Annotated in this window: 9 protein-coding genes; 2 read left to right on the top strand and 7 right to left on the bottom strand. The window is 71.9% G+C overall.

Annotation, left to right across the window (positions count from 1 at the left end; translation table 11 throughout):
• Positions 1 to 151 precede the first annotated feature (151 nt).
• Entirely contained in the window at positions 152 to 1,624 is a 1,473-nt protein-coding gene (locus AC07C1_RS05900) for a diaminobutyrate--2-oxoglutarate transaminase family protein (protein WP_478937156.1), read from the bottom strand.
• 417 nt (positions 1,625 to 2,041) lie between these two features.
• On the opposite strand from AC07C1_RS05900, the gene AC07C1_RS05905 reads away from it, so the two are divergent.
• Positions 2,042 to 3,262 carry a trypsin-like serine peptidase gene (locus AC07C1_RS05905; RefSeq protein ID WP_478937158.1) on the top strand — a complete coding sequence of 407 codons (1,221 nt, stop codon included), beginning with the start codon at positions 2,042 to 2,044 and terminating at the stop codon, positions 3,260 to 3,262.
• Positions 3,263 to 3,330: 68 nt separating this feature from the next.
• On the opposite strand, the gene hflX is transcribed toward AC07C1_RS05905, so the two are convergent.
• The 6 genes from hflX to miaA form a co-directional block, all read right to left on the bottom strand.
• Entirely contained in the window at positions 3,331 to 4,824 is a 1,494-nt protein-coding gene (hflX, locus tag AC07C1_RS05910; RefSeq protein WP_478937159.1) for a GTPase HflX, read from the bottom strand.
• Positions 4,825 to 4,987: 163 nt separating this feature from the next.
• The gene (locus AC07C1_RS05915; RefSeq protein WP_478937161.1) at positions 4,988 to 6,490 is read right to left on the bottom strand and encodes a M1 family metallopeptidase; all 1,503 of its coding nucleotides are present in this window, start codon (positions 6,488 to 6,490) and stop codon (positions 4,988 to 4,990) included.
• A gap of 393 nt (positions 6,491 to 6,883) precedes the next feature.
• On the bottom strand, positions 6,884 to 9,061 hold the full coding sequence (locus AC07C1_RS05920) for a RelA/SpoT family protein (RefSeq protein ID WP_478937163.1): 2,178 nt from the start codon (positions 9,059 to 9,061) through the stop codon (positions 6,884 to 6,886).
• Positions 9,062 to 9,346: 285 nt separating this feature from the next.
• Positions 9,347 to 10,216: a diaminopimelate epimerase gene (gene dapF / locus AC07C1_RS05925; RefSeq protein WP_478937164.1), complete on the bottom strand. Its 870-nt coding sequence runs from the start codon at positions 10,214 to 10,216 to the stop codon at positions 9,347 to 9,349.
• A 153-nt stretch (positions 10,217 to 10,369) separates the two neighbouring features.
• Positions 10,370 to 10,873, bottom strand: coding sequence for a hypothetical protein (locus AC07C1_RS05930; RefSeq protein WP_478937236.1), 504 nt, complete (start codon positions 10,871 to 10,873; stop codon positions 10,370 to 10,372).
• Between the two features lie 107 nt (positions 10,874 to 10,980).
• On the bottom strand, positions 10,981 to 11,919 hold the full coding sequence (gene miaA, locus AC07C1_RS05935) for a tRNA (adenosine(37)-N6)-dimethylallyltransferase MiaA (RefSeq protein WP_478937165.1): 939 nt from the start codon (positions 11,917 to 11,919) through the stop codon (positions 10,981 to 10,983).
• A gap of 183 nt (positions 11,920 to 12,102) precedes the next feature.
• On the opposite strand from miaA, the gene AC07C1_RS05940 reads away from it, so the two are divergent.
• A complete protein-coding gene (locus tag AC07C1_RS05940) occupies positions 12,103 to 12,426 on the top strand; it encodes a hypothetical protein (protein WP_478937167.1) in 324 nt (107 codons plus the stop codon).
• Positions 12,427 to 12,450 lie beyond the last annotated feature (24 nt).

Consider the following 12,450-nt stretch of genomic DNA (forward strand, 5'->3'; position numbering starts at 1 on the left):
TTCGGTGGGAGGGCGGGCGCGTAAGCGATGGCTGTGGGGTTCTCACGGGGCTTGCGGCGTCGGACCGGACGTCCTTGTGGGGAGGCATGGATGAGAGGGGGCTTCGTCGTCGCACGGCTCGTGCGGGTCGCGGGAGGCCGGGTGGCGCGGGTCAGCCCGCGTGCTGGGCAGGACCGTGGTGTCGTCGGTGGTGCGTGCGATGGTCCGGGTGGTCGCGGGCGACCGCTGCCACCGCGTCCGTCAGCCGGTCAAGGACTGCTGTCGCCTGCTCGTCGCTCAGCGTCAGCGGAGGGAGCAGCCGGACCACGGCCGCGTGACGGCCACCGAGTTCGACGATCAGTCCGCGCTGGAGGCACTCACGCTGAACCGCCGCGGCGAGTTCGGGCGCGGCCGGGGGCGCGGTACGGGAGGGCTCCAGGTCGTCCGGCGCCGCGAGGTGACGGCCGGCGACGGGCACCACGCCGGAGGTCGCTCCGTCCGTCTCCGGTTCCACCAGCTCGACCCCGATCATCAGCCCACGCCCCCGCACCTCCCCCACGCACGGAAAGCCGCCGATGGCGTCCCGGAGCCTCGTCAGCATCCGGGCACCGAGGTCGGCGGCTCGGGCGGCGAGGCCGTTCTCCCGGACGTAGGTGAGGGTGGCGGTGCCGGCGGCCATGGCGAGCTGGTTGCCGCGGAAGGTGCCCGCGTGGGCGCCGGGTTGCCAGACGTCGAGATCGTCGCGGTAGACGATCACGGCCAGTGGCAGGCTGCCGCCGATGGCCTTGGACATGACCATGACGTCGGGCGTGATGCCGCTGTGGTCGACAGCCCAGAAGGCGCCCGTCCGGCCCACTCCGGTCTGGACCTCGTCGGCGATCAGCGGGATGGACCGCTCCGCCGTGAGCCGCCGCATACGGCGCAGCCAGTCGTCCGGCGCGGGGATCACTCCGCCCTCGCCCTGGACGGGTTCGAGGATCATCCCGCCGGGCAGCGGTACGCCCGACTTGGGATCGTCGAGGAGGGACTCGGTCCAGCGGGCGGCGAGTTCGGCACCGCGTGGACCGCCGATACCGAAGGGGCAGCGGTAGTCCTGCGGATAGGGCAGGCGGGCGACCTGGACCTCGCGGGCGCCGCCGGAGGCGGCCAGCGCACCGGCGGTCATGCCGTGGTAGGCGCCGGTGAAGGCGAGGACGCCGGTGCGGCCGGTCGCGGCCCGGACCAGTTTCAGAGCGGCCTCGACGGCGTCGGTGCCGGCCGGTCCGCAGAACTGGACCCGGGCGCGGTCGGCGAGGCCGGGCGGAAGCGTGCGGAACAGCTCGGTGACGAAGGCGTCCTTGACGGGGGTCGCGAGGTCGAGGACGGAGAGCGGAGCGCCGGAGTCGAGGACCCCGCGGATGGCTTCCAGCACGACCGGGTGGTTGTGGCCGAGGGCGAGTGTGCCTGCGCCGGAGAGGCAGTCGAGGTAGCGGCGGCCGTCGGCGCCCTCGATGGTGAGCCCTCGCGCCCGGACGGGCACGATGGGCAGGGCCCGGGCGTAGGTGCGCGCCGAGGATTCACGCGCCGACTGGCGTCTCAGGATCCCCTCGTGCACAGCACGCGTTTCCCCGTGCAGCCCTCCAGCCCTCGACTCCGTAACGGCCACGGCTCGTTGTCCTCCCCGCTCCTCAGAGGCAAGTTGATCCCCGGGGACCGGACACAGGCAGCAGGCCCCCCACCGCTACAACCGCGGACCGGACGGCGGGTTACGGGTTGCTCCGAGATCATTGCCATGACGCGACCGTTGCTCGCGGGCGCCGCCCACGGTGGGTGGAGCCGCCGGCCGCCCGGAGACCGTCGGATGTGTCCGGACGTCGAAAATGGGGCGATCCGTCTGTGACTGGCCTGGTCAAATGGCTTGTAGCCGAACCGTTGCCGTTCCGTCGGAAGTCCCCCACAGCGAGCGCATAGTGTGTGATGCCGTTCCCAGATGGTCGTGGGACCGGCATCAACTCCCCTTGGGGTCATCGCCGGTGTCACTGCCGAAGCGCCGAGTTCCTTCACAGCAGGGGGAGTCAAGAGCATGCGATCCATACGGCCGTCGTTCACCGTTCGGCGAGGGAGGGGCAGCCGCCGCACCTCCACGCTGGCGGCGGTCGCCCTCGTCCCGGCGCTGGCGCTGACCGCCACCGCTTGCAACGGCGACGACAACGCCGACAGCCAGCCGACCGCCACCGCGACGGCGGCGGGCTCCGGCGACGGCAAGATCCGGATCCCGGACGACCTCAAGGAGAGGCTGAAGGAGCACGGGATCAACATCGACAAGTGGAAGAACGGCGCCTGGAAGAACTGGAACAGGGAAGACTGGCTGCGCGAGGCCAACGACTTCATCAACCCGATCATCAAGGGCCTGTGGGACCCGGACCGGATGCGGGACGCCAACGACCCGGACAAGGGCGTCGACGACAACGACATCTCCGGTGACCAGGGCGTCACGGACCCGACGCCGCAGCCGGTGAAGGCGCAGGCCGTCGCCCCGCCGTACCACACGAACGCGGCCACTTCGGGCAAGGTGTTCTTCGACTCGCCCGAGGGCACCATGGTCTGCTCGGCGACGGTCGTGGAGGACCCGGCGCACCCGGGCAAGTCCAACATGATCTGGACGGCGGGTCACTGTGTGCACGCCGGCAAGAGCGGCGGCTGGTACCGCAACATCGCCTTCGTACCGTCGTACAACAACGCCGGCAAGTCGGCCGCGCAGCTGCAGGGCGCCAGCAGGTCCGAAGTCGCCCCGTACGGCGTCTGGTGGGCCGATGCGGCGCAGACCTCCCAGCAGTGGATCGACCAGGGCGGCGAGACCGGCGGCAACGGCGCCTCGTACGACTTCGCGGTCATCCATGTGACGCCGGAGCAGGGTAGCGGCGGCAAGTCGCTGGAGGAGACGGTCGGCGGGGCGCTCCCGGTGAACTTCGACGCCCCGGCCGTGCCGAAGGTGAAGAGCATCACGGCGTCCGGGTATCCGGCGGCGGCTCCGTACGACGGTCAGCTGCTGTACCAGTGCCAGGACAAGCCGGGCCGGCTGTCCATCAACAAGCCGGACCCGACGATGTACCGGATCGGCTGCACGATGACCGGTGGCTCCTCCGGCGGCGGCTGGGTGGAGACGGGCGCGGACGGCAAGCCGGCGCTGGTGTCCAACACGTCCATCGGCCCGGTGAGTTCGGGCTGGCTGGCCGGTCCCCGGCTGGGTGACGTGGCCAAGGGCGTCTACGAGTCGGTCAGCAAGAAGTTCGCCGGGCGGTAACACCGCTCGCACAGGCATGGCGAAGGCCCGCCGCCCCGAGGGGTGGCGGGCCTTCGTGGTGCCGTGGGTCAGGCCGCGGAGACCGGTGCGTAGGGCGCCAGGTCCGCCGCCAGCTCCTCGTGCACCCGGACCTTGAGCAGGGTGCCCTCCGCGGTGTGCTCCTCGGAGAGCACCTCGCCCTCGGTGTGGGCGCGGGCGACGAGCTTGCCGTGGGTGTACGGCACGAGCGCCTCGATCTCGACCGAGGGGCGGGGCAGCTCGTTGTCGATCAGGCCGAGCAGCTCCTCCATGCCCCGGCCGGTGCGGGCCGAGACGGCGAGGGAGCGCTTCTCGACCCTGAGCAGCCGCTGGAGGACCAGCGGGTCGGCCGCGTCCGCCTTGTTGATCACGACGATCTCGGGTACGTCGGTGGCGCCGACGTCCCGGATCACCTCGCGCACGGCGGCCAGCTGCTCCTCCGGGTTCGGGTGCGAGCCGTCCACCACGTGCAGGATCAGGTCGGACTCGCCGACCTCCTCCATGGTGGAGCGGAATGCCTCGACCAGGTGGTGCGGCAGGTGCCGGACGAAGCCGACGGTGTCCGCCAGCGTGTACAGGCGGCCGCTCGGGGTCTCCGCACGGCGGACGGTCGGGTCCAGGGTCGCGAACAGGGCGTTCTCGACCAGGACGCCGGCGCCCGTGAGGCGGTTGAGCAGGGACGACTTGCCGGCGTTGGTGTAGCCCGCGATGGCGACGGAAGGCACCTTGTGGCGCTTGCGCTCCTGGCGCTTGATCTCGCGGCCGGTCTTCATCTCCGCGATCTCCCGGCGCATCTTCGCCATCTTCTCGCGGATCCGCCGCCGGTCCGTCTCGATCTTGGTCTCACCGGGACCACGGGTGGCGAGCCCGCCGCCCTTGCCGCCGCCCATCTGACGGGACAGCGACTGACCCCAGCCCCGCAGCCGCGGCAGCATGTACTGCATCTGCGCGAGCGCGACCTGCGCCTTGCCCTCTCGGGACTTGGCATGCTGGGCGAAGATGTCCAGGATCAGGGCCGTACGGTCGATGACCTTGACCTTGACGACGTCCTCGAGGTGGATCAGCTGCCCGGGGCTCAGCTCACCGTCGCAGATGACGGTGTCCGCGCCCGTTTCGAGCACGATGCCGCGCAGTTCCTCGGCCTTGCCGGAGCCGATGTAGGTGGCCGCGTCGGGCTTGTCGCGGCGCTGGATGACGCCGTCGAGCACGAGCGCGCCCGCGGTCTCGGCCAGGGCGGCCAGCTCCGCGAGGGAGTTGTCCGCGTCCTGCGCGGTTCCCGTGGTCCAGACGCCGACGAGCACGACCCGCTCCAGGCGGAGCTGGCGGTACTCGACCTCGGTGACGTCCTCCAGCTCGGTGGAGAGGCCCACGACGCGGCGCAGGGCCGCGCGCTCGGAGCGGTCGAACTGCTCGCCGTCCCGCTCGCCGTCGATCTCGTGGCTCCAGGCGACGTCCTCTTCCATCAGGGCATCGGCCCGAAGACCCTCGGGATAGGCGTGCGCGAGGCGCTTGGTGTCCTGGGAAGGGGAAGAAGAGGAGGTCATTGGATCCTTACGTCGATGGGAATGCCGTTACGGCTTCGGTGCGCGGTCGGCGGACCGCTCATCCTGTGCAACGCACGGGTACCCCGGGAGATTCCCGTGTCCCGTGTCCCGTGTCGCGCCGACCTGAAGATGGTCGCACGGGACGGCCCGTCTCGTCACGGGGTTATCGGCGGGTGTGCGCCTTGGTGGGCCGGCTCGGCGCCTGGGGCTTCCAGTCCGGGTGTCCGGGCATCGGCGGGGTCTTCTCGCCGTACAGCCAGGCCTGGAAGAAGCCGCTCAGGTCGCGGGCGGCGACCGACGAGGCCAGCTGGACGAAGTCGGCGGTGGTGGCGGTGGAGTCACGGTGTTCATGGACCCAGAGCCGTTCCAGCCGCTCGAAGGCCGGCCGGCCGATCTCCTGCCGCAGGGCGTAGAGCACGAGCGCGGCGCCGTCGTAGATGTTCGGCCGGAAGATGCCGATCTTCTGGCCGGGAGCGGGCGGCTTGGGCCGGGCGGGCGGACCGCCGGCCTCCCGCCAGCGGTCGGAGGCGGCGTAGGCGGCCTTCATACGGTCCTCCATGGGCCGGTGCGCCGTCTCCTCGGCGTACAGCTCCTCGTACCAGGTGGCGTGCCCCTCGTTCAGCCAGACGTCGGACCAGGTGCGGGGGCTGACGCTGTCGCCGAACCACTGGTGGGACAGCTCGTGCACCATGACCGACTCGACGTACCACTTGGGATAGGCGGGCTCGGTGAACAGGTCCTTCTCGAAGAGTGAGAGGGTCTGCGTCTCCAGTGCGAAGCCGGTGGAGGCCTGTGCCATGAGCACGCCGTAGGTCTCGAACGGGTACCGGCCGACCTTGCTCTCCAGCCAGGCGATCTGGTCGGGCGTCTTGGCGAGCCACGGTTCGAGCGCCTTGCGGTCGGCGCTGGGCACGACGTCGCGGACCGGCAGACGGTGCGGTCCCTCGCGGTGCACCACGCTGGAGCGGCCGATGGACACCTGGGCCAGTTCGGTGGCCATGGGGTGCTGGGTGCGGTAGGTCCAGGTGGTGGTGCGCCCGACCCGCTCCGCTCCGGCGGGCAGGCCGTTGGCGACGGCGGTGTAGCCGTTCGGCGCGGTGATCCGGAAGGTGAACAGCGCCTTGTCGGACGGGTGGTCGTTGCAGGGGAAGACCAGGTGGGCGGCGTCGGCCTGGTTCGCCATGGCGAGGCCGTCGGAGGTGCGCACCCAGCCGCCCTCCTGGTCCTTGCCGGGGACGGGGTCGCTGCTGTGCCGCACGCTGATCCGGGTCCAGGTGCCCTCCTCCAGGGGGTGGTCCGGGGTGATGACCAGGTCCTCGCCGGTGCTGGTGAAGTCCGCGGGGTGTCCGTCGACGTCGACGGACTGGACGGTGCCGTGCGCGAAGTCGAGGTTCACCCGGTCCAGATCGGCGGTCGTCCAGGCGTCGATGGTGGTGACGGCCTGCAGCGGCTTGTCGTTGCTGCCCGGGTAGGTGAGGGACAGGTCGTACGAGGCCACGTCGTACCCGGGGTTGCCCAGGTACGGGTAGAGCCGGTCGCCGACGCCCAGGGGCTCGGCCGGGGCCGCGGCGGCGAGGAGACAGATGGAGACGGCGGAGGCGAGCAGGGCCGCCTTCCGGTGCCGGGAGATCCGGGGGAGGGCACGGGGGCGTGGGGTGAGCAGCATGGACCACCGCTACCAGGGCGGGCCCGCGCTACGGCGGCGACGCGCGCCCGGCCCACCCGAACGGGTTGGGTGCCCGGGGCCTTCGGCTCACACCCCCGGGCCGCCTGGCCGCCCCGCGGCTTCCCGGTCCAGGGGCCACCAGGGGGCCGGTGCCTGGTGCCGGGAGCGGGTTCGGCAGCGGTCCTCAAGAGGCCGGTGCGTGCGCGGCGCCCGGCTCACGACAGCGGTCCGGTGCCTGGTTCTCGCCCGGCTCACGGCAGCGGTCTTCAGGGGGCCGGTGCCTGGTGCGGGAGCGGGTTCGGCAGCGGTCCTCAAGAGGCCGGTGCGTGCCCGGCGCCCGGCTCACGACAGCGGTCCGGTGCCTGGCCCTCGCCCCGCTCACGGCAGCGGTCTTCAGGGGGCCGGCGCCTGGTGCCGGGACCGGCACACGTCGTACACCCCGGGCACGTCCCGCATGGCGCGCATCAGGGCCGGGAGGTGAGCCGCGTCGGGGAGCTGGAGAGTGTAGGTGTGGCGCACCCGCTGCTGGCTGGGCGGCTCGACGGTGGCGGAGACGATCTCGGCGCCCTCCAGGGCGATCGCCTCGGTGAGGTCGGCCAGGAGATGGGGGCGGCCGAACGATTCAGCGACCAGCGTGACGCGGCACGCGGCGGTGTCTCCCCAGCTCGCGCCGATCTCCGCGCGCCCCCGGCTCTTCATGTGGCCTACCGCGGCGCACTCCGCACGGTGCACGGTCACCACTCCCCCGCGCACCGTGAACCCGGTGATCTCGTCCGGCGGTACGGGCGTGCAGCACCCGGCGAGCCGCACGGGAGCCCCGGGCCGGTCCACGAGGACGTCGGCGCCGTGGGGACGCTCGGCCCGGGCGCTCTCGGCGGCGCTGTCCGCGGGGCGCGCGGGGGTGCTGTCCTCGGCGGGTTCGGGACGGGTGCCGCTCGCCTCGTCGGTTCCGGACCCGCCGCCGGGATGTGTGGCCAGCCAGCGCTGGATGGCGATGCGGGCGGCCGGGGTGTGGGCGTGGTCCAGCCACTCGCGCGAGGGCTCGGAGGCGGGGTCCTGGCCCATCAGGAGCTGGACGGTGTCACCGTCCTTGAGGACGGTGCTGAGCGTGGCGAGGCGGCCGTTGACGCGGGCGCCGATGCAGGCGTGCGCGTCCTCGCCGTACTGGGCGTAGGCGGCGTCGACGCAGGTGGCGCCCTCGGGCAGGCCGAGGGTGCCGCCGTCGGGGCGGAAGACGGTGATCTCGCGGTCCTGGGCGAGGTCCTCACGCAGTGTGGACCAGAAGGTGTCGGGGTCGGGGGCGCCCTGCTGCCAGTCGAGGAGCCGGGAGAGCCAGCCGGGGCGGGTGGGGTCGGCGCGCTCGCCGTCGACGGGATCGTCGGCCCCGGGGGCGTACGGATTGCCGAGAGCGACGACACCGGCCTCGGCGACCTTGTGCATCTGGTGGGTGCGGATGAGGACTTCGACGACCTGGCCCTCCGGCCGGGCCACAGCCGTGTGCAGCGACTGGTACAGGTTGAACTTCGGTACGGCGATGAAGTCCTTGAACTCCGAGACGACCGGCGTCATACAGGTGTGCAGTTCGCCGAGGACGCCGTAACAGTCGGCGTCCTCGTTCACCAGCACCAGGAGGCGGCCGAAGTCGGCGCCGCGCAGCCGTCCGCGTTTGCGGGCCACACGGTGGACGGAGACGAAGTGCCGGGGGCGGATGAGCACTTCTGCCTGGATGCCGGCCTCGCGCAGCACGCCGCGCATCTCGTCGGCGACCTCGGCGAGGGGATCGCCCTGCCGGGAGGTGTTCCTGGCGATGAGTTCCCTGGTGTGCTCGTACTCCTCGGGGTGGAGGATGGCGAAGACCAGGTCCTCCAGTTCGGTCTTCAGGGCCTGCACGCCGAGGCGTTCGGCGAGCGGGATGAGGACGTCCCGGGTGACCTTGGCGATCCGCGCCTGTTTCTCGGGGCGCATCACGCCGAGGGTGCGCATGTTGTGGAGGCGGTCGGCGAGTTTGATCGACATCACGCGCACGTCGTTGCCGGTGGCGACGAGCATCTTGCGGAAGGTCTCGGGCTCGGCCGCGGCTCCGTAGTCGACCTTCTCCAGTTTCGTGACACCGTCGACGAGATAACGAACCTCCTCGCCGAACTGTTCCCGCACCTGTTCCAGCGTCACATCGGTGTCCTCGACGGTGTCGTGGAGGAGTGACGCGGTCAATGTCGTCGTTTCCGCGCCGAGTTCGGCGAGGATCAGTGTCACGGCGAGGGGGTGGGTGATGTACGGCTCGCCGCTCTTGCGCATCTGGCCGCGGTGTGAGGACTCCGCCAGGACGTAGGCGCGGCGCAGGGGTTCGAGGTCGGCATCGGGGTGGTGGGCGCGGTGCGCCTCCACGACGTGGCCGATGGCGTCGGGCAGCCTGCCCCGGACGGCGGAGCCGAGCAGCGCGGCCCGGCCGAGCCGACGCAGGTCGATCCGGGGCCGGGACTTTCTGCGGGCCGCCACGGGCGCTGTGAGCGCCTGTGGCGCTGCGGGCGCTACCGGACCAGGGGTCGCAGGGTTCGTGGCCTCCGCACTCATGGGCACCTCCGGCTCGTGGACCGGCGGACGGGGGCCCCAGGGCGTACGCGGCTCAGGGTTTGGCGACGTTCCCCCGTCCGTGCCGGTGCTTGATGCTATCGAGCCCACCACGCCCGACCGACCGCCTCTCGCCGAGCGTGAAACGGATCACCCATTCGAGCGACGAAAAGGAGGTTTAGGATTTGCGCCACATGCCCTGGACTCGGCCGCGGTTTCGAACCGCCCCGGCTGCGAAGAACCGCTGGTCCGGGCCCAGGGGACCGTCACCGTCGTCGTTCCGCCAGGTCAACGGAGCGTGTTTTCCAGCCATTCGGCGTCGATCTGGCCTTCGGCGACGATCACGGCGGGTCCGGTCATCTCGATCTCGCCGTCGGGCCGCTCGGTGATGACGAGGCGGCCGCCGGGCACGTCGACGGTGTACGTCGCCGGGGTGCCGGTGACGGCCGGGTCGGCGCCGTCGCGCCGGGCCGCGGCCACGGCGACGGCGCACGCGCCCGTACCGCAGGAGCGGGTCTCGCCGGAGCCGCGCTCGTGCACCCGCATGGCGACGTGGCGGGGGCCGCGGTCGACGACGAACTCGACGTTCACGCCGTCGGGGTAGGCACCCGACGGGCTGACCGGCGGCGGATCGAGCAGGCGGCCCGCCTGTGCGAGGTCGGCCACGAAGGCGACCGCGTGCGGGTTGCCCATGTTCACGTTGCGCGCGGGCCAGCTGTGGCCGCCGACACTCACCGTGACGTCGCCTTCGGGCAGGCGGGCGCTGCCCATGCCGACGGTGACGTCACCGTCCTTCGCGATGTGGACGGTCCGCACGCCCGCGCGCGTGGCGATCGCGAGGTCCCCTTCGGCCACATGCCCGGCGTGCTGGAGGTAGCGCGCGAACACACGGACGCCGTTACCGCACATCTCGGCGACCGAGCCGTCGCCATTGCGGTAGTCCATGAACCACTCCGCCTCGGCGGCCATCTCCGCGGCCTCCGGGTGCGCGGCGGACCGCACGACGTGCAGCACGCCATCGCCGCCGATCCCGGCCCGGCGGTCGCACAGGGCGGCGACGGCGGCCGGGGACAGGTCGAGGGCGTTCTCCGGGTCCGGAAGGATCACGAAGTCGTTCTCGGTGCCGTGACCCTTGAGGAAGACGATCCGCGTGCTCATTCCTCGATCGTACGGGAGGGCCCCGCCGGTGGTGCCGAGGGGACGGTGCGGGCCGGCCGCTCCCCAAGCCGCCGACTCCGCTCGAGCGGGGAGGTTGCCCGTGGCGGCGGTCGCCGCACGTCGAACGCAGTGCCGCACGCCTCTCGGAGCGCTTCAGCGCAGCCTTGCCACGCGCCACACCGCCAGGACGACCACCACGGCCACCAGGAGCACGTAGGCGAGCACGACCCGCCAGTCGGAGCGGCGGCCGGAGCCGCGGGCGGGCAGCCCCGGCCAGGTGTAGCCCACCCGGCGGGCGGCCATCATGCCCCAGCCGGCGGCGCAGGAGCAGATCAGCAGGCCGAGCATGGCGATGACGGCGCCGCTGTCACCGAAGTCGAAGGCGAGCGGGAAGGCGAACATCAGGGAGCCGACGGCGGAGAGTCCCACGATGGGCGCGAGCTGCCAGATGCGCAGTCGGCGCTGCGGGCGCAGCTCGACCTCGACCTCCGGCCCGCCCGGGTACATCTCCTCCGGCGCCGGCCCGTCGGCGGTCACCTCGACCGGTGTCTCGTCGGGTCCGTCGTCGGCCAGACGGTTCTCGGCCTGGTCCGGTTCGTCACCGTCGGTGGTGACGTGCTCGGCACTTTGTGCGGTGTCGCGAGGGCCGGCCTCCATCGCCACGCGCCCTCCCAACTAGGCTCCACTTGGTCGATCGAAGCTCGATGATGGCACGCCACCGAAGGCCGCGATGACCGGCGACGCATCCCGATGCCATCACGTGATCAGGCTGTGACCGGTCGATGGACCAATGCCAGGGCCTGGTGTGGAAGTTCCACGCGGTCCGCCGCGGCCCCACTCAACCAGTGCACCCGCGGATCGCGCCTGAACCACGAATCCTGGCGGCGCGCGAAGCGCTTGGTGGCACGTACGGTCTCGGCCCGCGCTTCCGCTTCGGTGCACTCCCCGGCGAGCGCCGCGAGCACCTGCTGGTAGCCCAGCGCGCGCGCCGCCGTACGCCCCTCGCGCAGCCCCCGCGCCTCCAGGGCGCGCACCTCGTCCACAAGGCCCGCGTCCCACATCCGGTCGACCCGGCGCGCGATGCGGTCGTCCAGTTCCGGGCGAGCCACGTCGACCCCGATCTGGACGGTGTCGTAGACGGAGTCGTGGCCGGGCAGGTTCGCGGTGAAAGGCTGGCCGGTGATCTCGATCACTTCCAGTGCCCGCACGATACGGCGGCCGTTGCCGGGCAGGATCGCGCGGGCGGCCTCCGGGTCGGCGGCGGCCAGGCGGGCGTGCAGCGCGCCGGAGCCGCGCAGCGCCAGCTCCTCCTCCAGGCGGGCCCTGACCTCGGGGTCGGTGCCGGGGAACTCCAGATTGTCGACGGCACCGCGGACGTACAGGCCGGAGCCGCCGACCAGGACCGGCCAGCGGCCCTCGGCGAGCAGCGCGTCGATCCGCGCGCGGGCCAGTTTCTGGTACTCGGCGACCGAGGCGGTGACCGTCACGTCCCATATGTCCAGCAGGTGATGTGGAATGCCGCCGCGTTCCTCGGGCGTCAGCTTGGCGGTACCGATGTCCATCCCCCGGTACAGCTGCATGGAGTCGGCGTTGACGACCTCACCGCCGAGCTGCTGGGCCAGGAAGACTCCGAGATCGGACTTTCCGGCCGCGGTCGGACCGACTACGGCGATGACGCGGGGGGCGAGGGGTGCGCTGCTCACCGCACCAGTCTCGCAAACCTGTGGAGGCGGTCTCGAACGAGTTACGTGACGGTGCGGGATCCGGGTCGTTGGCCGAAGCGAAGCGCCGCCCGCCGGAGTGCCGGAGGCGGTGACCCGGGCGGCGCAACATGACGCACGGGGCGACGCGGGAATTCGCCCGCACGAGTACCGTATGGAGTGGATATGGGCGTTTTTGCACGACTCCTCGGCAGGTCGAAGGCGACTCAGGGGGCGTCGGCCGCCCCGGCGCAGGCCGGCTCGGAGCCGGAGACGGCCGAGGCGACTGCAGCGGAGCCGGCCGTGGTGGAGTCGGTGGAGGTGGAGTCGGCGGAGGCGGAGGAAGCCGAGTCGGCGAAGGCGGAGGGTCCGGCCGAGGAGGGGCGCGAGGACGTGACGGCCCGGACAGAGGCCGGCACGGACGATGCGTCCGGGGGCGCCGACATCCCCAAGCAGCAGTCCGCCGAGGAGGCCGCCGACAACGAGGCCGGCGACGGCGCCCGCAGGTGACTGTCCCGCGAGGGAAGGTGAACC

The organism is Streptomyces sp. NPDC045022 (assembly GCF_056432605.1).